Source organism: Nocardiopsis sp. KDC1DS13DA1, assembly GCF_055632325.1.
In genome coordinates, this window is sequence record NZ_JBVMUY010000027.1 from 85,224 (window position 1) to 107,588 (window position 22,365).

Annotated in this window: 20 protein-coding genes and 1 tRNA gene; 9 read left to right on the forward strand and 12 right to left on the reverse strand. The window is 72.6% G+C overall.

All coding sequences use genetic code 11. The annotated features are described in order from the left end of the window. Positions 1 to 7: 7 nt before the first annotated feature. Genes ACTVAJ_RS17620 through ACTVAJ_RS17635 form a run of 4 tightly spaced genes read left to right on the forward strand, consistent with a single transcriptional unit; the run spans position 8 to position 3,286 of the window. The gene (locus ACTVAJ_RS17620) at positions 8 to 265 is read left to right on the forward strand and encodes an acyl carrier protein (RefSeq protein WP_470389269.1); all 258 of its coding nucleotides are present in this window, start codon (positions 8 to 10) and stop codon (positions 263 to 265) included. After that, positions 265 to 1,470: a beta-ketoacyl-[acyl-carrier-protein] synthase family protein gene (locus ACTVAJ_RS17625; protein WP_470389270.1), complete on the forward strand. Its 1,206-nt coding sequence runs from the start codon at positions 265 to 267 to the stop codon at positions 1,468 to 1,470. The genes ACTVAJ_RS17620 and ACTVAJ_RS17625 overlap by 1 nt, the downstream gene beginning before the upstream one ends. After that, entirely contained in the window at positions 1,467 to 2,603 is a 1,137-nt protein-coding gene (locus tag ACTVAJ_RS17630) for a beta-ketoacyl synthase N-terminal-like domain-containing protein (RefSeq protein ID WP_470389271.1), read from the forward strand. Before ACTVAJ_RS17625 ends, ACTVAJ_RS17630 begins: the two co-directional genes overlap by 4 nt. Next, positions 2,600 to 3,286, forward strand: a complete 687-nt coding sequence (locus ACTVAJ_RS17635; protein WP_470389272.1) for a DsbA family protein — start codon at positions 2,600 to 2,602, stop codon at positions 3,284 to 3,286. Before ACTVAJ_RS17630 ends, ACTVAJ_RS17635 begins: the two co-directional genes overlap by 4 nt. A gap of 120 nt (positions 3,287 to 3,406) precedes the next feature. On the opposite strand, the gene ACTVAJ_RS17640 is transcribed toward ACTVAJ_RS17635, so the two are convergent. The 4 genes from ACTVAJ_RS17640 to ACTVAJ_RS17655 all read right to left on the reverse strand — a co-directional run bounded on the left by ACTVAJ_RS17640 (position 3,407) and on the right by ACTVAJ_RS17655 (position 8,523). Then, positions 3,407 to 4,240 (reverse strand): pentapeptide repeat-containing protein, encoded by an 834-nt coding sequence (locus tag ACTVAJ_RS17640; protein WP_470389273.1) that lies wholly within the window; start codon positions 4,238 to 4,240, stop codon positions 3,407 to 3,409. 596 nt (positions 4,241 to 4,836) lie between these two features. Continuing rightward, on the reverse strand, positions 4,837 to 5,943 hold the full coding sequence (locus ACTVAJ_RS17645) for a saccharopine dehydrogenase family protein (RefSeq protein ID WP_470389274.1): 1,107 nt from the start codon (positions 5,941 to 5,943) through the stop codon (positions 4,837 to 4,839). 128 nt (positions 5,944 to 6,071) lie between these two features. Then, positions 6,072 to 7,031 carry an NAD(P)H-quinone oxidoreductase gene (locus ACTVAJ_RS17650; RefSeq protein ID WP_470389275.1) on the reverse strand — a complete coding sequence of 320 codons (960 nt, stop codon included), beginning with the start codon at positions 7,029 to 7,031 and terminating at the stop codon, positions 6,072 to 6,074. A gap of 199 nt (positions 7,032 to 7,230) precedes the next feature. Beyond that, positions 7,231 to 8,523: an NADH:flavin oxidoreductase/NADH oxidase family protein gene (locus ACTVAJ_RS17655; RefSeq protein ID WP_470389276.1), complete on the reverse strand. Its 1,293-nt coding sequence runs from the start codon at positions 8,521 to 8,523 to the stop codon at positions 7,231 to 7,233. A 95-nt stretch (positions 8,524 to 8,618) separates the two neighbouring features. Between ACTVAJ_RS17655 and ACTVAJ_RS17660 the strand changes: the two genes are divergently transcribed. After that, the gene (locus tag ACTVAJ_RS17660; protein ID WP_470389277.1) at positions 8,619 to 9,206 is read left to right on the forward strand and encodes a TetR/AcrR family transcriptional regulator; all 588 of its coding nucleotides are present in this window, start codon (positions 8,619 to 8,621) and stop codon (positions 9,204 to 9,206) included. 132 nt (positions 9,207 to 9,338) lie between these two features. On the opposite strand, the gene ACTVAJ_RS17665 is transcribed toward ACTVAJ_RS17660, so the two are convergent. From ACTVAJ_RS17665 to ACTVAJ_RS17680, 4 genes are all read right to left on the reverse strand, one after another. Beyond that, a complete protein-coding gene (locus tag ACTVAJ_RS17665) occupies positions 9,339 to 10,928 on the reverse strand; it encodes a succinic semialdehyde dehydrogenase (RefSeq protein WP_470389328.1) in 1,590 nt (529 codons plus the stop codon). Positions 10,929 to 11,047: 119 nt separating this feature from the next. After that, positions 11,048 to 11,962: an acetoacetate decarboxylase family protein gene (locus ACTVAJ_RS17670; protein WP_470389278.1), complete on the reverse strand. Its 915-nt coding sequence runs from the start codon at positions 11,960 to 11,962 to the stop codon at positions 11,048 to 11,050. 352 nt (positions 11,963 to 12,314) lie between these two features. Continuing rightward, positions 12,315 to 12,403, reverse strand: a tRNA-Ser gene (locus ACTVAJ_RS17675). A 67-nt stretch (positions 12,404 to 12,470) separates the two neighbouring features. After that, on the reverse strand, positions 12,471 to 12,998 hold the full coding sequence (locus ACTVAJ_RS17680) for a SigE family RNA polymerase sigma factor (protein WP_017599135.1): 528 nt from the start codon (positions 12,996 to 12,998) through the stop codon (positions 12,471 to 12,473). A 316-nt stretch (positions 12,999 to 13,314) separates the two neighbouring features. On the opposite strand from ACTVAJ_RS17680, the gene ACTVAJ_RS17685 reads away from it, so the two are divergent. Further along, positions 13,315 to 14,286: a hypothetical protein gene (locus tag ACTVAJ_RS17685; protein ID WP_470389279.1), complete on the forward strand. Its 972-nt coding sequence runs from the start codon at positions 13,315 to 13,317 to the stop codon at positions 14,284 to 14,286. Positions 14,287 to 14,288: 2 nt separating this feature from the next. Further along, positions 14,289 to 15,278: a MauE/DoxX family redox-associated membrane protein gene (locus tag ACTVAJ_RS17690; protein WP_470389329.1), complete on the forward strand. Its 990-nt coding sequence runs from the start codon at positions 14,289 to 14,291 to the stop codon at positions 15,276 to 15,278. 27 nt (positions 15,279 to 15,305) lie between these two features. Here the strand turns inward: ACTVAJ_RS17690 and ACTVAJ_RS17695 are convergent, their stop codons facing one another. Then, positions 15,306 to 15,977 carry a hypothetical protein gene (locus tag ACTVAJ_RS17695; RefSeq protein WP_470389280.1) on the reverse strand — a complete coding sequence of 224 codons (672 nt, stop codon included), beginning with the start codon at positions 15,975 to 15,977 and terminating at the stop codon, positions 15,306 to 15,308. A gap of 211 nt (positions 15,978 to 16,188) precedes the next feature. On the opposite strand from ACTVAJ_RS17695, the gene hisC reads away from it, so the two are divergent. Continuing rightward, positions 16,189 to 17,271 (forward strand): histidinol-phosphate transaminase, encoded by a 1,083-nt coding sequence (gene hisC / locus ACTVAJ_RS17700; protein ID WP_470389281.1) that lies wholly within the window; start codon positions 16,189 to 16,191, stop codon positions 17,269 to 17,271. A 61-nt stretch (positions 17,272 to 17,332) separates the two neighbouring features. Here the strand turns inward: hisC and ACTVAJ_RS17705 are convergent, their stop codons facing one another. Further along, complete coding sequence (locus ACTVAJ_RS17705) at positions 17,333 to 18,547, reverse strand: FAD-dependent monooxygenase (protein WP_470389282.1); 1,215 nt, start codon at positions 18,545 to 18,547, stop codon at positions 17,333 to 17,335. 75 nt (positions 18,548 to 18,622) lie between these two features. On the opposite strand from ACTVAJ_RS17705, the gene ACTVAJ_RS17710 reads away from it, so the two are divergent. Then, positions 18,623 to 19,135: a MarR family transcriptional regulator gene (locus tag ACTVAJ_RS17710; RefSeq protein ID WP_470389283.1), complete on the forward strand. Its 513-nt coding sequence runs from the start codon at positions 18,623 to 18,625 to the stop codon at positions 19,133 to 19,135. 123 nt (positions 19,136 to 19,258) lie between these two features. Here ACTVAJ_RS17710 and ACTVAJ_RS17715 read toward each other — a convergent pair whose 3' ends face one another. Continuing rightward, positions 19,259 to 20,524: a transcriptional regulator gene (locus ACTVAJ_RS17715; RefSeq protein WP_470389284.1), complete on the reverse strand. Its 1,266-nt coding sequence runs from the start codon at positions 20,522 to 20,524 to the stop codon at positions 19,259 to 19,261. A gap of 250 nt (positions 20,525 to 20,774) precedes the next feature. Further along, positions 20,775 to 22,070 carry a UDP-N-acetylglucosamine 1-carboxyvinyltransferase gene (gene murA, locus ACTVAJ_RS17720; RefSeq protein WP_470389285.1) on the reverse strand — a complete coding sequence of 432 codons (1,296 nt, stop codon included), beginning with the start codon at positions 22,068 to 22,070 and terminating at the stop codon, positions 20,775 to 20,777. Positions 22,071 to 22,365 lie beyond the last annotated feature (295 nt).

Below are 22,365 nucleotides of genomic sequence, written 5' to 3' on the forward strand. Positions count from 1 at the left end.
ACACCGCATGTCCGAGACCGCCACCGCCCTCATCGACGAACTGCGCGAGATCGTGGCCGACGTCCTGGAGGTCGAACCCGAGGAGATCACCCCCGACGGCCTCTTCTCCGAGGAGCACGAGGCCGACTCGCTCCAGGCCATCGAGGTCCTCGCGCGCATCGAGAAGGGCCTCGGCGTGGCCATCCCGCAGACCGAGCTGCCCAACATGGGCAGCCTCAACGGCGTCCACGCCGTCGTCACCCGGTACGAGGGGACCAGGGGCTGATGCGCAGGGTCGTCGTGACGGGCCTGGGGCCCGTGTCCAACGTGGGAACGGGGGCGGAGGCGTTCGGCGCGTCGGTGCGCGCCGGGCGCTCGGGGGTCTCCCCCATCTCCTCCTTCGACGCCTCCGGATTCCCCCACCGCAACGCGGGCGAGGTCAGGGACTTCGCCCCCGGGGAGCTGCTGGAGCGGCTCGACCCCGACGAGTGGGGCCGGTCCAGCCTCTTCGCGGCGGCGGCCGCGCGGCTGGCCGTCTCCGACGCCGGCCTTGACCCCTCCGACCTGGCCCGCGCCGAGGCCGGGTCGGTCCTGGGCACCACCAGCGGGGAGTCGCCGACCATCGAGCGGCTCACCGAGCAGGAGGTCGAGCACGGCTGGGAGGGCCAGGACCCGCATCTGTACGCACGGGTGCCGGCGGCCCGGCTGGCCTACGCGGTCAACCGCGAGCTGTCGCTGACCGGTGAGGCCATGACGCTGGCGACCGCCTGCTCCGCGGGCAACTACGCCCTCGGTTACGCCTACGACCTCGTCCGTTTCGGGGAGGCCGACATCATGCTGGCGGGCGGCGCGGACTCGGTGCTGCGCTGGGCGCACGCCGGGTTCTTCCGGTTGGGAGCGGTCGCCGAGGACGTCAGCTCGCCGTTCGACCGCGACCGCTCCGGCATCATCACCGCCGAGGGCGGGGCGGTCCTGGTCCTGGAGACGCTGGACGGGGCCCGCGCCCGCGGCGCCCGCGTGTACGCGGAGGTCCTGGGGTACGGGCTCAACTGCGACGCCGACCACATGGTCTCCCCCAACCCCGCCGGGATCGCCGAGTGCATGCGCCGCGCGCACGCCAACGCGGGCGTCAAGCCCAAGGACGTGGACTACGTGTGCGCCCACGGCACGGGCACCCCCGCCAACGACCTCGCCGAGGCGACGGCGCACCGGGAGGTCTTCGGACCGGACGCGCCGCCGATCAGTTCGGTCAAGTCGATGCTGGGCCACACCATGGGCGCCTCCAGCGCGTTCGGCGCCATCGCCTCGCTCATCGGGATGCGGGACGGGTTCCTGCCGCCCACGATCAACTTCGCCAACCACGACCCGGCGCTGGGCGGGGTCGACCCGGTGCCCAACCGGGCGCGTCCGGCCGACCTGAACGTGGTGCAGAACAACGGGTTCGCCTTCGGCGGCAACAACGCCATCACCGTCTTCGGGAGGGTTTCGTGAGCGTGACGAGGACGGCCCGTCCGGTGCTGTCGATCACCGGCTGGTCGGCGGTGTCGCCGATCGGTACGGGCGCGGAGGAGTTCACCGAGGCGGTCCGTGAGGGCCGCTCCGGACAGGTGGGCGCCGAGGACGCGGCGGCGATGTTCGACGCGCCGCTGCCGCCCGGGAGGACACACGCCATCCCGGGCTTCCGGGCCGCCGACCACGTGGGCCGCAAGGGAACCCGGCACCTGGACCGCAGCACCGCGCTGGCGGTGGTGGCGACCGGGCTGGCCCTCGACGCGACCGACACGGTGGTGGACGAGGAGACCGACGGGCGCGTGGGGATCGTGCTGGGGACGACCGCCGGAAGCGTCCGCACCACCAGCGAGTTCAGCCGGGACACCCTCGTCCAGGAGCGCCCCTACCTGGTCAACCCGGTGATGTTCCCCAGCGCGACGATCAACTGCCCCGCCGGGCGCAGCGCGATCTGGCACGGGCTGCGCGGAGTCAACGCCACGGTGGCGGGCGGCCAGCTCTCCGGGCTCAACGTGCTGCGCTACGGCGCCACGCTCATCGCGGGCGGGCACGCCGACGTCCTGCTGGCCGGAGCCGTCGAGGAGTTCAGCCCGCACACCGCCTGGAGCCACCGGGCGCGGACCGCCGGGCACGACGTGCCGGTGGGCGAGGGCGCGGCGGTGTTCGCGGTGGAGGACGCCGAGCGGGTGCGGGCCCGGGGCCGGACTCCGGAGGCCGAGGTCCTGGCGTCCGCGTTCGGCACCGGTGCCCCCGGGGACACCGCGCGGACCCTGGAGTCGTGCCTGGTCCGCGCACTGCGTCTGGCAGACGTGGCGCCGGGGCGGGTGTGGGGTGCGGCCACCGGCGAGCACGGTGTGCCGGAACTCGACGCGGCCGAGGACGCCGGAGTGCGCGCGGTGCTCGGCGACCTGCCGACCCGGGTCCGGATCAAGCCCCTGGTCGGCGAGTGCGAGAGCGCCTCGGGCCCGTTCCAGTTGGCGGCGCTGCTGGCCCACCACCGTGCCGACCCGTCCCTGGACGGCCGGGTGGGTGTGCTGACCTCGGTCTCCGCGGAGGGGGCGGTGGGAGCGGCGGTCGTCCGCGGCTACCACCGGACCGGGGGAGGCGCACGGTGAGGAGGCCGCCGCGGCTGTACTTCGCGTTCCGCAGCCCCTTCTCGTGGATGGCGCTGCGCCGCCTGGAGGAGCTGTACCCGGAGTCGGCCGAGACCGTCGAGTTCCGCCCGTGGTGGGAGCCGGACGAGGACCTGCTGGCGCGGTTGCGCGCCGAGGGCGGGGAGTTCCCCTACACGCCCATGAGCAGGGCCAAGCACCTGTACATCCTCTACGACACCAAGCGGCTGTCGCACCGGTTCGGGTACCCGATGTCCTGGCCGGTGGACGTCGACCCCTGGTGGGAGGTGCCCCATCTGGCCTGGCTGTACGCCCGCCGGGAGGGCAGGGACCGGGAGTTCTACCGCGCGGTCACCGAGGCCCGGTGGGAACGCGGCGCGAACATCTGCGACCCGGCCCTGGTCAAGGACCTGGCGGCCGGGGTCGGGCTGGACGGCGAGGCCGCCGCCTCCGCCGCCTCCGATCCCGGCCTGCGCGAGGAGGGGCTGCGGGCACTGCTCGACCTGTACCACGACGACGCGTTCGGCGTTCCCTACTTCCGGGTCGGCCGCCACCGCTTCTGGGGGTTGGACCGGCTGCACGGGTTCATCGACGCGATGGGCGCGAGCGCGCCGGACGGGCCGGTGGCGGACCTGCCCGTCCCGGAGGCCGCCGCGGACACGGACACGGCGGGCGGCTGCGGCTAGGGCGCGGTCGGCGGGCACCGGAGGGGTTCCGCGTGGAGGGCCCGGCGACGCGTGCCGCACCCGGGTTCCGCCGGCGGCTGACGGACCTCCCGGACCGCACCAGGGTCCGACCGGGGCGGGTTACCAGTGCGGGGGGCGGACGAGGGCGCGGGGCACCCTGGTCCGCCCGTCCCCCCTGGCCGCGTTGAGCTGGACCTGCGTGACGAAGAGGCTGTCGGACAGGTCGGCCCCGCGGATGTCGGCGTCCCTCAGGTCCGCCCCGGTCAGGTCCGCCGTCCTCAGGTCGGCGTCGCGCAGGTCGGCGGCGATGAGCAGGGCTCCGCGCAGGTTCGCCCCCCGCAACCCCGCCCCTCCCAGCCGCGCGCCCATGAGATCGGCGCCCCGGTGGTTCCTCCCGGGGCCGGGAACCCCCTTCCGGACCAGCTCGCTCGCGCGTTGCAGGAGGGGGTTGACCTCCTCGCGCACCCGGTCCACGTCCGTCTTCGCGAGGACCGCGGCACTCCCGAGGGTGAGCCGTTCGATGTCGTCCGACCAACGACGCAGATCGCCGTGGACGGGACGGGCCCCGGGCATGCGCAGCGCCTCGGACAGGTACCAGAGCAGTTCGTGCAGCCGCCGCATGACCGGGAAGACCTCGAACATCTCGGCGGCGGTGTCGGGGGCCTCCCGCCAGCTCCTGCCGGAGAAGGTCACCCGGGAGACCTTCTGCCCCGCTCCGAAGCAGTCGAAGACGGTGCACCCGGAGAAGCCGCGCTCCCGCAGGTGCGCGTGGATACCGCAGCTGAAGTCCTCGCGCAGGTTCCCGCAGGGGTCCCCGGCCTTCTTGTCGACCGCGAAGTCCGCGGACGCCGCGAACGGGAGGGCGGTACAGCACAGGCCGAAGCAGTTCGCGCAGTCCGCTCGCAGGGCGGGCCGGGCACCGTCCGCGACGGAGGGCCCGTGGTCCTGGGACAAGGCGTGCGTCCTTTCTGCACCGGTCAGGGGAGGGGCGCCGACACCGCGCCGACAGGGCATCCTCTCACGCGGGCACGGAGCCCGTTCCAGGTCGCCCGGAAGAGAAAACGCGCTGTTGGGACGGGAGGAGAACCGTTCCTTGGGGTCGTGTGCTGCCACCGGGGGCGGCACGGTGCCACTCGGTCTCGGCCGCGCTCAGGAGGCGGGTGAGGGCATGGGCGTCACCCGTGATCTCCAGAGCCTCCGGGCCGGTCCGTCGCCACCTCGTCGGACCAACTCCCGTGCCTCCGGTGAGGGCAGGTCGGGTCGGGGCACCAGAGCCTCGCGCTCCCTCCGACCGGAGGCCGGGGCGTTCCGGACCTGCTCGTCGAGCGTGGTGGACCCCCTCCCGCCAGCCCGCCGCGCACGCGGTCCAGGAGGGCTCCGAAGCCGGGATCCCCGGACACGTCCAGGGACAGCGAGACCGGCTCCCCGTCGGCGCGGGCGGTGCGTCGGCCCCGTTCTCGTTCGGCGCGCTCCCACATCCACGGCGCGGGCCGGGTGTTCGGCAGCGCCGCCACCCACGACCGGCTGCTCCTGGAGCCGTCACCCGCGGGTCAGACGGGGCCGAGCCCGATCTCGGCGCAGGCGCGGCGGAACGTCTCCAGTCCGAAGGCGTCGACGGGTCCGACGACCCCGGCCGCCGAGGCGGGGCCGGTGGCGAGGCGGTGCGCGGCCCAGGCGATGAGTTCGCCGGTCAGGCTGTAGGGGTTGGGTCCTTCGAGGTGGACCTCGGCGAGCGGGGCGCCGCCCGGGGCGCCGGTCGAGGCGACGGCGACGACGTGGCTGCGGGTACGCGCGCGTTCGGCGGTGTCGGGGCCGCCGGGTGCCCCGCCGGCGAGCGGCCGGGTCAGGACCCGGGTCAGCTCGCGGCCGCGGGGCAGGCGTTCCACCGCGTGGGTGAGGGCCGACAGCAGGGAGATCGGTCGGCTGAGGGCGGGGAACCAGCCGTTGTACACGGTGATGTCGCGGAGTTCGGGAAAGGTGTCGGGCAGGAACAGCACCTCGGTGCCGGAGACCAGGAAGGCGGATCTGCGGCGGCCGTGGACGGTGAAACCGCGGACGCGGGAGGCGGTGCGCTCCTCGACCAGCCGGTGCCGGCGCCGACGCGGCGACGGAAGGGTCAGGCCGTCGCGCATGGTGGTGCGGGTGCCCTGGCTGATGCCGTTCCTCAGCGGGCCGGTGGCGAAGTAGCCGATGTCGAGTACGCGGGCGGCGTCGCCCGCCTGGAGGGCGGCGAGGGTTCCGGCCAGGACGCCGGGGACGTAGTCGTAGCCCAAGGCGGGGAGCATCACCGATCCGGTGTCGCGGGCGCGCTGGTGGTGCCGGTCGTGCAGGGCACGGACGAAGCCGACCTCGCCGGTGGAGTCGATGTAGTGGGCGCCGATGTCGGCGGCGGCCCGCGCGACGGGGTGCCCGTAGCGTTCGAAGGGACCGACGGTGGTGATGAGGACGTCACCGTGTCGCAGCCGTGCGCGCAGGCCCGTGGGTTCGTTGGCGTCGACGACCGCGTGGTCGAGTCCGCCTGACCGCTCGGCCAGGGCGGTCAGGGCGGCGGCGTCGCGTCCGGCCACGACGGGTCGAACGCCGCGCCTCAGGAGGGCGTCGAGGACGAGGCCGCCGGTGTAGCCGGTGGCGCCGAGCAGGAGGATGCGGCCGGTCATGGGTTCTGTTCTCCTTCGTGCGGTCTCACGCGGATGCGGCGGTGGGGGAGGTCGCACCGTCCGGTGCGGACGGTGCGACCTCCCCCATGGTGGCCGGTGGCACCCTGGTGCGGTCGGGGTGACCGCACCTAGTCGTTCACCAGCAGGATCTTGCCGACGTGTCCGCCGACCTCCAGGCGTCGGTGCGCCTCGGCGGCCTCGGGCATGGGCAGGACCCGGTCGATGATCGGCCTGACGGCTCCGCTGCCGATCAGCGGCCAGACCTCCTTCCGGACCCCGGCCACGATGGCGGCCTTCTGCTCCGGGGAGCGCGAGCGCAGGGTGGTCCCGTGCACCGAGAGGCGCCTGAACACCAGGTCGGCGAGGTTGAGCGGCGCCTCCAGGCCGTTCTGGAGGCCGATGATGACCAGGCGCCCGTCGGTGGCCAGCGAGCGGATGTTGCGCTCGAAGTAGCCGCCGCCGATGATGTCGAGGATCACGTCGTAGGGGCCGTGCTCGGCGAAGTCCTCGGTGCGGTAGTCGATCACCAGGTCGGCGCCCAGTTCCCGTGCCCGGGCGGCCTGTTCGGGGCCGCCGACGGTGGTGACGACGCGGGCGCCGCGTGCCTTGGCGATCTGGATCGCCATGGTGCCGATGCCTCCGGCCCCGCCGTGCACGAGGAAGGTCTCCCCCTCGCTCAGCCGCGCGGTCATGAAGACGTTGGACCACACGGTGGCGGTCGCCTCGGGCAGGGACGCGGCCTCGACCAGGCCCACCCCCTCGGGGATCGTGAGCAGTTGGCCCGCGGGAACGGCGACCCTCTGCGCGTAGCCGCCCCCGGTGAGCAGTGCGGCGACCTCGTCGCCGACCTTCCAGCCGGTCACGCCCGCGCCGAGCGCGCTGATGCGGCCGGAGACCTCCAGCCCCGGGTAGGGGGAGGCGCCCTCGGGCACGGGGTAGAGGCCGATCCGTTGGACGGCGTCGGCCCGGTTGAGGGCGGTGGCCGCCACGTCGACGACGACCTCTCCGGCGGCGGGCGCCGGGTCCTGGACCTCGGTCCACTCCAGGACCTCGGGGCCGCCGAACTCCTTGATCGTGATCGCCTTCATGACACTCCGTTCACAGGGTTGACGGGCTTGTCCGTGATCGGACGTGGGCTCAGGTGCCGGTGGGTGGATCATGGAGAAGCCCGATGTGTACACTGCTCACATTAGGGAGTGAAAGTGTGCGGCGTCAACATTCAGTGGTGGCCATCGCCCATGACCTGCGTCACCGCGCGGATTCACCCGTTTCCCCGGCGTCCCACCGTCAGGAGGTCCCTGACGCCCGGTGGCGCGCCCGCCCGGGGCGGTTCACCGTGCTGGAGCCCTGTGCGGTGGGCAGCCAGGCGCGGTAGCGGCGCAGGGCGCGTCGCCGGTGGAGCTGTTCGGAGACCAGGGCGTAGGCCGGGTGGGTGCCGGGCCTGGGGGACCGTCCGCGGGAGACGCGCCGCATCTGGTGACGGACCAGAGCCATGCTGGCGGCCGAGGCCAGGGCCTTGTCCGACCAGGTCACCGGCCGTAGCCCCCGGTCGGCCTCACGGCGGTCCCGCCAGCGGAGGGGCAGGTCCGGGGTGACGGCCAGAGCGGTGCCCATCCCGACGAGGTCCACGCCGTTGGCGAGGACCCTGTCGGCGGTGGCGCGCCGGGTGATGCCTCCGGTGAGCATCAGCGGCAGGGGGCTGGTCTCGACCAGGTCCCTGGCCAGGTCCAGGAAGTAGGCCTCGCGGGCCTGGGTACGCGTGTCGGCGGGGCGGCCGGTCATCGCCGGGCTCTCGTAGCTGCCGCCGGACAGTTCGACCAGGTCGACGCCGAGCGGTTCGAGCATCGCGATCACCTGCCGTGCGTCGTCCGCGTCGAACCCGCCGCGCTGGAAGTCGGCGGAGTTGAGTTTCACCGCGACCGCGAAGGACGGTGAGACGGCGGCGCGGACGGCGCGGACGACCTCCAGCAGCATCCGGGCCCGGTTCTCCAGGGGTCCGCCCCACAGGTCGGTGCGCTTGTTGACCAGTGGGGACAGGAACTGCGACAGCAGGTAGCCGTGCGCGGCGTGGACCTCCACGCCGTCGAACCCCGCCTGCTCGGCGCGCACGGCCGTGACCGCGAACCGGGCCACGGTGGCCTCGATCTGCGCGGCGGTCATGGCGGTGGGGCTGCCGAAGCTCTTGCTGCGCCGTCCCAGGTCGACGCCCACCGCGGAGGGGCCCCACACGACGCCGGGCATGTCGGCCTGGACCTGGCGGCCGGGGTGGTTGATCTGCATCCACATCGCCCCGCCGCCGGACCTGCCCGCCTCGGCCCACGCGGTGAACGGCTCCAGCGGTGCGGCGTCGTCGAGCACGACACCGGCGGGGCCGGTCAGCGCCTCGGCGTGGACCATGACGTTGCCGGTGATCAGCAGTCCGGCGCCGCCGGCGGCCCAGCGCCGGTACAGCGACAGCAGCTCGTGGTCGGGCAGTTGGCCGTCGCCGGCCATGTTCTCCTCCATGGCGGCCTTCGCGATCCGGTTGCCCAGGACCGCCCCGGAGCGCAGGTGCAGTGGTGAGTACAGTTCGCCGGTCATCCGGTTCTCCCTTGTTCGTCCTCATCGCGTATGATGTGTGCAATGCTCACATTAGAAGATGATGTGAGCGCCGCAAACATCTGGGAGCGTGATCCGTGTCGCAAGCGAGTAGCAAGTACCACCACGGCGACCTGCGCGCCGCCTGCCTGCGCGCGGCCCGGGAGCTGTTGGAGGAGGACGGCAGCTCCGCGCTGTCCATGCGTGCGGTGGCGCGGCGCGCCGGCGTGTCGGCGACGGCCCCGTACCGCCACTACGAGGACCGCGACACGCTCGTCTCGGCGGTCGCGGCTCAGGGCTACCGCGAGCTCGCCGGCCACCTGACCGCGGCGCACCCCTCGCCCGCGACCCCCGACGAGCTCGCCGACGTCGCCATCGCCTACGTCCGCTTCGCGCTCGACCACCCGGCCCTGTTCCGGGCGATGTTCGCCGAGCCGTGTGATCCGGACAACGAGGAGCGGGTCGCCGCGACCGCCGCCATCTGGGAGTACGTCGGCGGCATCGTCCACGGGGTCTTCCCCGACGCCGACGCCGAGGCGCTCTCCACCGCGGTGTGGGCCCTCGTCCACGGACTGGCCTTCCTGTACCTGGACGGAAAACTCGACGCCTCCGACCCCGAGGCGCTCGCCGACCGGGTCCGCGCCACCTCCCACGCGCTGTTCGCCGCCTCCCCCGCGACGGCGTAGGCGGCGGCCCCGTTCGGCGGGGCACGACGGGGGCGGCACCGGCCCGGTGCCGCCCCCGTCGCCTCCGGGCAGACCCGGGGCCCGGGTGGAACCGCGTCCGCCCGGGCCCCGGGTCTGGGTCGGCGTCGGGCCTCAGCGCATGCCCGCCCCCTTCATGGCCTTCAGCGCGATGGTCAGGGCCTGCGCCCAGGTCCGGTACGACACCCCCGCGGGCGGGGTGAACCCCACCAGGCGCTGGTGGGCGACCGTCTGCGGCTCGGTGTACTTGAGGAGGCCGTCGGCGCCGTGGCGGCGGCCGAGCCCCGAGTCGCCCATGCCGCCCATCGGCGCGTCGATGCTGCCCCACGCGGCGGCGAAGGCCTCGTTGACGTTGACCGTCCCGGCGTGCAGTCGGGCGGCCACCGCCCGCCCCCGGGCGCCGTCGCGGCTCCAGACACTGGCGTTGAGCCCGTACGGGGTGGCGTTGGCCCGCGCGACCGCCTCGTCGACGTCCCGGTACCGGTAGACCGACACGACCGGCCCGAAGGTCTCGTGGTCGTACAACGTCATGTCCGGGGTGACGTCGGTGAGGATGGTCGGCTCGTGGAACAGCGGCCCCAGGTCCGGCCTCGCCCTGCCGCCCGCCAGAACGGTCGCCCCCTTGGCGACGGCGTCCTTCACATGCGCGGTGACCGTTTCCAACTGGGCCGGGTTGGTGAGGCTGCCGACGTCGTAGCCGAAGTCGTACCCGGCCCCCACCCGCAATGCCCTGGTACGGGCGGAGAACTCCTCGACGAACCGGTCGTGGATCGCGTCGGCCACGTACATGCGCTCGACGGAGACGCAGAGCTGCCCGGCCGAGGGGAAGCTCGCGGCGATCGCGCCGTCCACGGCACGGTCGATGTCGACGTCGTCCAGGACGACCATGGCGTTCTTGCCGCCCAGCTCCAGGGAGGCGCCGATCAGGCGCTCACCCGCGTCGCGGGCGATCCGGCGCCCGCTCGCGGTGGATCCGGTGAACATCACGTAGTCGGCGTTGTCCATGAGCGCCCCGCCGATCGAGCTTCCCCGGCCGACCACCATCTGCCACACGCCGGCCGGCAGACCCGCCTCGTGCATCAGGTCCAGGGCCCACAGCGCGGTGACCGCGGTCTGGGTGTCGGGCTTCTGGACGACGGCGTTGCCCGCCATGAGCGCCGGGATGGCGTCGCCCGCGGCCATGCTCAGCGGGTAGTTCCACGGCGAGATGACGGCGACGACCCCCTTGGGGTGACGCAGCTCCGTGGTGTGGGTCAGCAGCGGCATCGCTCCGCGCCGACGTCGGGGTGCCAGGAGTCCGGCGGCGCTGCGCGCGTAGTACCGGGAGGTCAGCGCGATGTCGGTGACCTCGAGGAAGGCGTCGCGGCGGGTCTTGCCGTTCTCGGCCTGCATCAGGTCCAGCGCCTCGTCGCGGCGTTCGAGGACCAGGTCGTGGAAGCGCAGCATGACGCGCCTGCGCTCCCGCAGGGGTGTGGCGGCCCAGGCCTCCTGGGCGGTGCGGGCTCGCGCGAACGCCGCGTCGACGTCCGCGGGCGTCGAGACCGGCAGCTCGGCCAGCGGGCCGCCGGTGTACGGGGTGCGGGTGGTCACCCGTGTGGCGTCCGCCGCGGCCGCGACCCGCGCGGTCAGCCGTTCGAGCAGGGCCGGGGTCAGCGACGGCGGCAGGCCGGGGTCGCTGACGGGGGCGGCGGGGGCGGTGGTCATGACGTGGCTCCGAGGCGTCCTCCCGGACGGCGGGCCGTCCGCGGCCTTCGCGGGTGCGGTCGGCGTGGTCCCGGTCGTCGGCTTGGTGTCGGTCATCGCTGTCTCCTTCGGTTCCCGCGCTAGCGCCTGTGGACCGAGACCGGCACCGGCATGTGCAGCGCGGCCTGGCTCTCGGTCGTGACGTCGAGCTGGATGGTTCTGATCGGGTCGATCGATCGCAGGTCGTCGGTCAGGCGACCGCTCCCGGCCTTGAGGACCAGGTCGCGCGGTGAGCGCGTGCCTCCCGTCGAGAGCACGTTGGTCTGGTTCAGGGTCGAGTGCCAGGCGCCCTCGATCGAGGTGTACGAGGTGAGCGTCGAGACCCGTTCCCCGGACGGGTACGCGGTCTGGGCGGGTGTGGTCACCGACAGGGACAGGTCCGTTCCGCCGGAGTCGTTGGCCACGCGTGCGGTGGTCCGGTTCGCGTCGATGTCGACGTCGAGCCCGGTGACCCACTTGGGGAAGCCGTAGCCGTCGTGCCCGCGGACCTGGGCGATGTCGGTGTTGACCGGCAGGGACAGCACGTAGGCGTGGAGGTGGTCGTTCTTGAGCCCGGAGACGAGGTCGACGAACCCGAGCCGGCCGTGCCGTACCGGACGGACCGGGATCGCGACGGCGGCCTCGGTGTAGAAGTCGATGTCGCACACCTCGTAGCGGAAGAACATGACCGAGGCCAGTCCCAGGCCGGGCGCGACCTCCAGCGGGTCCAGCTCCCGGGGCAGGCGGGAGCGGAGCGCGCGGGACCGGGCGAGCATCGTGACCCGGGCGGTCGACATCCGGTAGTAGAAGTTCGGTGTGAGCGTCGGGCCGATCGGCGACTCGACCCTGGTCTTGGGCAGTCGGCGGAAGAAGTCGACGCCGCTGACGCGGGGATCGCGGGCGACCTCGTCGAGATCGGTGTCCATCCGGTAGCGGTCGTACAGGCCGCCCTTGGGGACCGCGACCCTGCGGTCGCCCAGGTCGACCTCGACCGTGTCCTGGTGGGTCGATGGCATCGGTGTCTCCCTCGCTAAATGTGTGCGGTGCTTACATGAGAGTAGATCGAGGTGTAAGCACTGTCAACAATGAGCGTCGTCACACACGGCGGGTGGTGTGCCGGGGTTCGCGGGGGATGTCCGGGGCGGTCGACGGACGTGTCGTGCCGTGTCTGAGCGGGGCGGGGCGGTGTCCGCGTGGCTCACGCGAGATCCGGCTCCGGCTGGGCCCGGGCGAGGGGATGGCGGCCTCTCGGCCGATCCGGGCGGCCCCGGGCGACGGGGGCGGTGTCCCCGGCGGGATCCCGTGCCGAGAAGGCCCGAAAAAGAGGCCGGGGGCCTTCCGTCATGCGGAAGGCCCCCGGCCGGAGCGCGGAGGATCGGGGATTTGAACCCCGGAAGGTGTTGCCACCTAACCGCATTAGCAGTGCGGCGCCATAGACCTGACTAGGCGAATCCTCCTGGCTGTGACAAGGGTACAGACCCCATGGGGTGCTGCGCAAAACGAATCCCGACTCCCCGGCGGCCGTCAGCCGATGGCCCGCTCGATGATGAGGTCGGCGTCGCGGCGCAGCTTCTCCACCGCCCGGGACAGGGTGCTCTTGACCGTGCCGAGCGTCACCCCCATCCGCTGGGCGATCTGCGCTTCCGTCAGGTCGTCGTAGTACCTGAGCACGACCGTCGTGCGCTGGCGGTCGGGCAGCTTCTCGATGGCCCGCTCCACGACGTCGGCGAGGTCGCTGCGCCACGTCGGGTCGTCGACCCTCTGCTCGGGGATGTCGTCGGTCGGGTACACGTCCAGGTGGCTGCGGCGCCATTCGGAGATCTGCGTGTTGACCATCGCCCGGCGCACGTAGCCGTCCCGGGCCCTCGGGTTCGCGATGCGGTCCCAGGCCAGGAAGGTCTTGACGAGCGCCGCCTGCAACAGGTCCTCGGCGTCGGCGTGGCTGTTGGTCAGCGACCTGGCCATCCGCAGCAGCGCGGGACCGCGTTCCTCCACGTAGCGGCTGAACTCGTCGTACCGGGGCGTCCTGGTCGTTCCCCCCACACCGACCACCGACTTTCAGGCGCGCTCGTGAGCTCGGTCACTTTTCTTCCTCTCACTCTCACACAGCCAACGCAAACATCCGGGAACTTCCACGCCATGTGCTGACAAACCGCATATATAGGGCAATCTGCCACATCGGCCGCCGGAGCCCGCGTCAGGTGGAACCCTGTTGCCACGGCCGCCCCACGGCCCGGGGCCGGGGCAATGCCCGGGACATGTCACCGGCACGAACCGGTGCGGGTCGGCGTGTGAACGCCCGCACGGGGCCGTGAGCAGGACAATGGGCACTGAGTGACGAGTCGGGTGACAAGGGGGCGCGGACGACATGTCAGTGATGACTGGAAGGGGGAGCGACCGCAGGCGGTTCACCGCGGCGGTCCTCGGCCCCGACGCCGTTCCCGAGCCCCTCCCGCTCAGCGACCGCGTCGCCCGCGGCGTCGTCGTCGACGCCACCCCCTACATGCTGTGCCTGGCCACCACGCGGGGGGAGGAGCGCTTCCTCTTCGAGCGCGTGACCTCCTTCTGGAAGGGCGACGAGGTCGACCCCGCCGACCTGAGCCCCGGTGACGACGCGGTCGTCCTGTGCTCGCACGACGGCCGCCTGGTCGCCGAGCGGGTGTGGGCCCAGCCCGCCCGCGCCACCGGGGTCATCGTCGGCCGCGACGGCGAGGAGCTGGAGATCGACCCGGGCCACGGCCGTCCGCGCGTGCCCGTGGTTCTCCCCTACCGCTCCTCCGGCCGGATCGGGGTCCGCCACCCCCGCCTGGAGGCGGGCTACGTCTTCGACGCGATCGGCGTGTGGCGCGACGGCGCGGTCTGGGCGACGCGTCCCGCGACCACCCAGCCCCCGTATCCGCTCCACGCCACGCCGCACCGGCCGCCCACCCGCGAGTACTCCGGTACCGTCAGCGGGATCGCCACGTGGTACGACCCCGTCCTCGGGCGCTCGTCCCACCTGGACCCCCGAGCCCTGGCCAACGCCGCCGCCTACCCGGCGATCGACCCGCTCGGGCACGGCGGGGGGTGCGACCGGCGCACCCCGTGCGCGCCCCTGCCGCTGCTGTCCACCGGCGCCACCCTGCGCCTGCGCAACGACTGCACGCGCGACACCACGGTGGTGCCCGTGACCGACTGCGCCGCCGCCGACAGCTGGATCTGCGACCTGTGCCCGACCTGCGGCGGCCAGGGCGCGGGCCGGATCGCCTCCCTCACCATGACCGCGTTCGTCGCCCTCGGCGGGCGGCTGGAGGACGGCTGCTTCAACGCCACCGCGACCGTCGCCCAGGGGGAGGGATGACCATGCTGCCCGAGATCGTCGACGTGGTCCGCGAGGTCCAGCTGCCACTGCTGGCGGTGCTGCTGCTGTGCGGCGCCGCGGCCAAGACCACCACCGGGGCCGCCTCGTCCGGCCTGGCCGTCCTGCTGAACGTACGCCTGCGCCGCCCGGTCACGGTGGTGTCCGGACTACTGGAGGCCGTCCTCGCGGTCGGTCTCCTGGGTTTGGCGGGCACGCCGGGCGGGCTGGCGCGGGCCGGTGCGGCGGCCCTGTTCGCCGTGTCGGTCGGCGTCCTGCTCCTCGCGCGCCGACGCGACCCGGAGGCGGGCTGCGGGTGTTTCGGCGGCCTGAGCCGTGCCCCGATCGGCTGGCGTACGCTGACCCGCGCCGGGCTGCTCTCGGTCGCCGCCCTGTCCACTCTCGGCCTCGCACCGACGGGATGGGGGGTCCTCACCCACCTCACCGCGACGCACGCCGTGGTCCTGGGCGTGGAGCTGGCCGTGCTGGCGGTGCTCAGCCCCGAACTCCGGGAACTGGCGGCGCGCCTGACCAACCGGGAGCCCTGCGCCCTGCGCCCGGTCTCGCTGCGCAGGACCATGGTGCGGTTGCGCTCCAGCGACGTCTGGCGCACCAACCGGCCCGTGCTGCGCGGGACCGACCCGGAGGACGTGTGGCGGCACGGATGCTGGCGCTTCCTCCGCTACGACGGTATGCGGCAGGGCCGCCGTGTGGACGTGGTCTTCGCCGTCCGGATCGGCGGGCGCGGGCGGACCGCCGTGCGGGCGGTGCTGGTGGACCGGGCGAGCGGTGCCGTGGCCGCCTCCTTCGGTGCCGTGACCACCCGTGAGCTCCAGGGCCCTCCACGTAAGCTCCCGCGCCCGCGTGTGGCGGCCAGGAGGGACGAGGCGGTCCGCGACACCGACCGGCAGGCCCGGGCGCTGCGGGCGGCGCGGGAGCACCCCGCCGCGCGACCGGCCAGGGAGAGGGACGCCGACACGGGCCAGCCCGCCTGAGCGCCCTCAGGGCCGCGCCGCCCGGAGTCAGCCGAGCATCTGGTCCTGCCGTTCGATGGCGGCCTCGGTGAACGCCGTCAGCATCTCCTCGTAGTCCGCCTCGTCACCGCCGCCGAGGATGGAGGTCATGCCCAGGAGCGCGCCGTTGCGGTACATGACGCTGAGCATGTGGCTCGCCTCCGCGCCGGTGCGCACCTCGATCAGGAACGCGCGCGACCCGTCGCCCATCGCGGGCATGTCGAGGCCGCGCACCCCGTACTCCGAGGACGTACCGTCGGCGTAGGTGGCGTTGTAGGACTCGCAGGACGTCGGCGGCTCGATCGCCATCGCCTCGGCGGCGGTCTCCTCGTCGACCTCGACCAGCATGCTGGACACCGAGCCCTCGGGCCACTCGTAGGCGGCCACCGACGCGGGTGCGTCGCGTACGCCGTCGAGGTCGCCCCACCGGTTGGCGGCGTCCACGCACTCGGGCTTGTCGATCTCGGTGGACTCGCGGACCTGCTCGCTGTACTGCACGGTGGCGAGCTCGGAGTAGGTGCCGCTCTCGCTGCCCTCGGGCAGCAGGGTGGCGTCGCGGACGGACGTGGGCTGGGCCTCCTGGAGTCGGATGGCGGCCTCGGCGTTGGGGTCGGCCGCGGCCTGCCCCTCCTCCTCGGCGGAGCCGCACGAGGTGACCGCGAGGCCGATGGATAGGGTCATGGGGAGGACCAGTGAGCGGATGAATCGCCGACTCTTGCGCGCACCGGTGGCCTGACCTGCCAAGATCCGAACGGAATCGGCGGGGCGATGACGCGAAAGCATGGTGCTATCTCCTCGTTTGTGCGATATTTCCGCTTGGGAGCGGTGATCGATCCGGGCGCGATATCGCTGATCGTGTCGCGGGGATAACACAAAGTATTGAGGAAGGACAATGGTGTCGGAGCCGAAATCGCCATATCTGCGGTCGGTGCTGGAGAGCATCCCCGCCTACAAGCCCGGCAGGAAGGTCGTCGGGCCCGACGGGCGGTCCATCAAACTGTCCTCCAACGAGAGCCCCCTGGGGCCGCTCCCGTCCGTGCGCGAGGCCGTCGCCCGGGCCTCCGCGGAGCTGAACCGCTACCCCGACCCCGGCGCCACCGAGCTCGTGGGCGCGCTCGCCCGCTTCCTGGAGGTCCCCGAGGACCACGTGGCGCTGGGCGCCGGTTCGGTCGGCCTGCTCCAGCAGCTGCTGGAGGCCGTGGGCGAACCGGGCGCCGAGGTCGTCTACGCCTGGCGCTCCTTCGAGGCCTACCCGCTCCTGGCCGAGCTGGCCGGGGTGACCTCGGTGCGCGTCCCCCTCCGCGACGAGACCCACGACCTCGACGCGATCGCCGACGCCGTCACCGAGAACACCCGCATGGTGCTGGTGTGCAACCCCAACAACCCGACCGGCACGACCGTGCCCGAGGACGAGCTGACGGCCTTCCTCGACCGGGTCCCCGAACACGTCCTGGTCATCCTCGACGAGGCCTACCACGAGTACGTGCGCGACCCGCGGGTGCCGGACGGCGTCCGGCTGTACCGGGACCGGCCCAACGTCGCCGTGCTGCGGACGTTCTCCAAGGCCTACGGTCTGGCCGCGGTGCGCCTGGGCTACCTGGTCGCCCACCCGCACGTCGCCGCGGCCGTGCGCAAGACCCTGGTGCCGTTCGCCGTCAACCACCTCGCGCAGGCCGCCGGGATCGCCTCCCTGGCCGCGCGCGACGAGCTCATGGAGCGCGTCGAGGCCACGGTCGAGGAGCGCACCCGGGTGCGTGAGACCCTGATCGCCGCCGGGTGGACGGTCCCGCCGACCGAGGCCAACTTCGTGTGGCTGCGGCTCGGGGAGGACACGCTCGACTTCGCCGCCGAGTGCGCGAAGGTCGGTGTCTCGGTCCGTCCCTTCGACGGTGAGGGGGCGCGCGTCAGCCTCGGCACACCCGAGGAGAACGACGTGTTCCTGTCCGTGGCCACCGCCTACGCCAAGCGTCGGTAGCCGACCGCCGGCGGAACGCCGTCCGGGGTGACCGGGGCACCGCGGGTGCTCCGGTCACCGCTCAGGCGACCGGGGCGACCCGGGCGTCGACGTCGACGCGGTGGTCGAAGACCCACGAGTGCCCCTCCGTCCTGGCCACCTTGCGGAAGACCAGCGGAAGCAGAACCCTGTCGCGCAGGAACACCCCCACCGGGTTGGTGATCCTCTTGAGGTCCCCCCGTTGGGTGCCCTCGGTGATGATCCGCTCCACGCGGGGGCGGCGCAGCCGTTCGTAGGTGGTCAGGGCCGCCGCCGGGTCGGAGATGTCGCGCAGGCACGGGGCCAGTGTGGCGGCGTCCTCGATCGCCATGGACGCGCCCTGCCCGCTGGAGTTGGGCAGCGCGTGCCCGGCGTCGCCGAGCAGACCCACCCTGCCGCGGACCCAGCGTGCCAGCTTCGGAACGGTGTGGACGGCCCGCGGCGCGAACCAGTGCTCCTCGCTCGCCTCCAGGACCGCGGTGATCTCGGGCATCTGGTCGGAGAAGAGTTCCAGCGTGCGCTGCTTCCACCACGCGGCGTCCCGGCTCCGGAGCGCGGCCTCGTCGGGGTCGTCGTGCGGTGTGTTGACGAACCAGTACACGGTGCCGTCGGGGGCGCTCTGGTAGCCGAAGAAGGCGCGGCGGCCCCACACGAGCCGACTGGTGGACGGCGGCGTCGTCGGCAGACCGGGGGCGCTCGTCCACCCGCCCTGGTCGAGCAGGCCGGTGTAGACGGGGGCGGGCGCGGAGGGGTCCAGCCCGCGGCGGACGCGGGAGTGGATGCCGTCGGCGCCGATGAGGACGTCGGCCTCCCGCGTGGTGCCGTCCTCGAACTCGGCGACGACGGAGGATCCGGTGTCGGTGTGGCGGACGAACCTTCGGCCGTACTCGACGTCGACGCCGTGGTCGGCGGCGGCGCGGGCGAGCGCGGTCTGGAGTTCGCCGCGCCGGACGCTGACGGACCGGAGCCCCTCCTCCAGTGCGGTGGAGCCGTCGTCGATCACGCCGAGGGGGCGCCCGGTGCCGGAACGGAAGTCGATCGTGGAGTTGGGGATGGTGCCGGGGGCGGACAGGACGGCGTCGAGCAGCCCGAGGGAGCGCAGCACGGCCAGGCCGTTGGGCGCGAGGTTGAGCTGGGCGCCGAGGGTGGTCCCGGGGCCCGGGTGGGCTTCGTGGACGGAGACGTCGATCCCGGCACGGCGCAGCGCCGCGGCCGCGACCGGCCCCCCGATGCCGGATCCGATGATGATGGCGCGCATGTCACTCCTGGGGTAGGTTGGTGCCGAGACATTTATTTCTTTCGCTCGAACGAAATATATGAAGGAGGTCCAGCGATGTCAAGGGACTCTGGCGGAGGGGACGCGAACGGGGCGGCCGACGCGCGTCGGGCCGACCTGCTCGACGCGTTCCGCACGGCGGGGCGCCGGTCGAGCGACGCGGCCGTCATGTACCACACCGTGCTCGGGGAACGGCTCGGGATCGGTCCCAGCGACTGGAAGACCCTCGGGTTGCTGGAGCAGAACGGGCCGATGACGGCGGGGGAGATCGTGCGCCGCTCGGGGCTGGCCCCCGCCTCGGTCACGGGCATCGTCACCCGCCTGGAGAAACGGGGCTACGTCCGCCGCCGCAAGGATGAGCGGGACGGGCGGCGCGTGGTGGTCGAGATGGCGGAGGGGCTCTCCCGCGGGGCCGGGGAGCTGTTCGCGGACTACACCCGCGCGCTCGACCGGCTCGTGGAGGACTACGGGGACGAGGAGATCGCCCTGATCACCCGCTTCCTGACGGACAACGCCCGGATCCAGGGGGAGGCCGCCGCGAGGATGAGCTGGACGGCGGGCCGTTCGTAGCCGGCGGCCGGACAGCGGACGTGCGTGGCCGGACGCCCCGCGAGCCCGAGGGCGGGGGCCCGTGGAACGGGGAAGGGGCGCCCCTGCCGGAGGGCGCCCCGGGGGCCGGGACGGACCGCGCGGTTACTTGCCCGCGGCGTCCTTGTCGAGTTTCTCCACGATCAGCCGGTACAGCTGGCGGGGTCGGCCGGGTTGGAGGGTGCGGTTGGGCGGCAGCGGCCACGCCAGCCCCTCCTCCACGAGCGTCCGCAGCAGTCGGCGTGCGGTCCGGGAGGTGACGCCGAGCATCCGGCCCGCGTTCTCCGCGTCGACGACCAGGGGGCCCTCCTCCTCGGCGATCTTCTCCGACAGCCGGATCAGCGTCTCGCGGCCCTTGGTCCGCAGCGGTTCGGAGGACTGCCGTGCGGGTGCGCGCTGGGCGGGGACCAGGGAACGACCCTCGCGGTCCACCGCGAAGCTCTGACGCGACGCCTGGGCGCGGTTCAGGGCCGCGCGGGCGTGGGCCTCCGCGTCCTGGGTGGTGCGCCCCATGCCGATCCCGACCTCGATCGCGATCCCCAGCTCCGCCTTGATCCGCTCCACGAACGGCGGCTGCCGGAACCCCTCGGTCGCGGTGACCAGGGAGCCGCGGGTCGCGGTGATCATGAACGAGTGGTCGTCCAACCGGTGCGCCGTCGCGTTGATCCGGTGGGCCTCCTGGAGCAGCAGCCGGTGCAGGGACAGGCGCAGCTCCTCCCGCCAGTAGCGGGGGGTGGACCGCCGCGAGGAGTCGCGCAGCGTGGGCACGTCCACCACGACCACGCCCAACTGGGCCTCCTCCAGCCGGTGGTGCGCTCCCAGCAGACCGGCGGTCTGGAGGGCGCTGCGCACACCCGCGTTGGTGGGCCGCAGCCGAACGACGGGGACGCCGATCGCCTCCAGCCGCTCGGCCACGCCGCGCACGCAGGTGATCGCCATCCTGGTGGCCTTGCGCCGCCACAGCCCCTCGTGGAAGGAGGTCAGCTGCGCGGTGTTGGTGAGCTCCTCGTGCACGTGGATCCCGTCCACGGGGAGGTCGACCTCGGAGTAGGCCTCCACGACGTCGGCGCGGCTGAGCACGTCCAGGCTGGCTCTGGTCGGGTCGTAGCGTTCGTCGAGTGTCGCTCGGAGCAGGGCCTCGTGCAGGCTCGCCCCGCCGAGCGGCACGAAGGTGGCGGGCATCGTCAGGACCCCGGCCTTACGTGCGAACTCGTAGGGGACAGGGCTGGCGAACAGATAGGCGTCGATCGCCGAACCCAGCCTGACGACCTTGTCCGTCGCCTCTTGCTCATCTCGGTACGCGGCGGCGATGAGTCTGGCGTTGAGGGGCCCAGTGGACCCCGGTCCCATGAGCATGACCCGTTCGACCACCTCATGGGGCCCTATGACGCCGATCGTCAAATCGCCAGTACGCTGGGCACTCACCTCGGGTTGCTCCCCGCTACCATTCCACGCTCTTCACTATGTGCGCCCACTGGTTTCCCGACCCGATCTCTGTCACGGCATGATTGCCGAGATCGTACCCATTGTGCGGGGCCAAAGAAGATCGTTTTCCATATCAACGCCGAAAGCCCGGGTGGGGGGCGACCCCCCACCCCGGCTTGCACTGCGCCTTCGGCTCCTACGAGACGGTGACGCGCTCCACGTCGCCACCGAGCGCGGCAAGCCGCGTCGCGAACTGGGAGTGACCGCGGTCCACCAGATATCCAGGCGCCACGATTGTCTCACCTTCGGCGACCAGTCCGGCGAGGACCAGAGCCGCACCGGTGCGGAGGTCGTGGGCGATGACCTCGGCACCGCGCAGGCGGGTGGACCCGTGCACGATCGCGCGGGTGCCCTCCACCTCGATCTTGGCGCCCATCTTGTTGAGCTCGTCGGCCAGGGCGAAACGGCCGTCGTAGATGGCCTCGTGGATGTAGCTCTCACCCTCGGCCAGTGTCGCCAGGGCCATCAGCGGCGACTGGAGGTCGGTCGCGAAGCCGGGGAACGGCGAGGTCACAGCGTTGATCGGGCGGAGCGGGACCGAGGGGTCCCGCTGGACGTGCAGGACGGCGCCCTCCTGGGAGAAGCCGACCCCCATCTGCTCGAGTTTCCAGCGGGCCACGCCGAGGTGGTCCAGCTGGGCGCCGACCAGGCTGACCTCGCCACCGGTGGCGGCGACGGTCATCGCGAAGACACCGGCGTCGATGCGGTCGGACATGATCGTGTGCTCGACGGCGGTGAGCTCCTCGACGCCCTCGACCGTGATCAGTCCGGTGCCGCCGCCGGTGATCCTCGCGCCCATGGCGCTCAGGAACGCGATGACGTCCAGGACCTCGGGCTCCAGGGCCGCGTGCTCGATCACCGTGGTGCCGGGTGCCAGCACCGCGGCCATGATCAGGTTCTCGGTGCCCGTGTGCGACGGGGTGTCGAGGTAGAGGCGGCCGCCGCGGAGGTTGCTGGCCTCGACGTTGATGTGGTTGCGCTCGGGGTCCTCGGTGACCTCGGCGCCCAGGCGCGCGAAGCCCCGGTAGTGGAAGTCCAGGTTGCGGCTGCCCAGGTTGCAACCGCCGACGCCCTCGATACGGGCGCGGCCGGTGCGGTGCATCAGCGCCGGGACGAAGAGCACGGAGCCGCGGAAGCGGGCCGCGATCTCGGCGGGCAGGACGGCCTGCTCGGGGTCGTTCAGACCGGAGGCGTCGATGACGACGGTCCGTTCGGCCTCATGGAACTCGACCTTGGCGCCCACGTGTTCGGCGAGCTCCAGCGCCCGGTAGACATCCTCGATGACCGGGACGTTGCGCAGCACCGTACGGCCCTTCGCCGCGAGAAGGGCGGCGCCGATCATCGGCAGGACGGCGTTCTTCGCGCCCTGGATGAACGCCGTTCCGCTGAGGGGGCGTCCGCCGCGGACGCGGTAACGAACCTCCTGGCCCATGCTCTTGTGCTCCTTTGTGAGGCAGATGTGAAAAAGGGTCACCCTCGTCGGGCTTCGCTTGTATGCGGTTGGGACGCGGGCGGCCCCTGGAACGTTGCGACCGTCTTGCGCGTGACCTGCGTGGCCAGTGAACCGATGGTTCGCGACGACTCTATAGCACCCACCCGCGTGTACCGGTCCAGATCGTGGTATACCCGCAGATCGCGGATAGAGTCCCGGCAAAAGACCAAAGTGGCATAAGTCTGACAGGAGAGGTCGGGGCGGGGGCAGCGTCCCGGACGATGTTCCGGTGCCC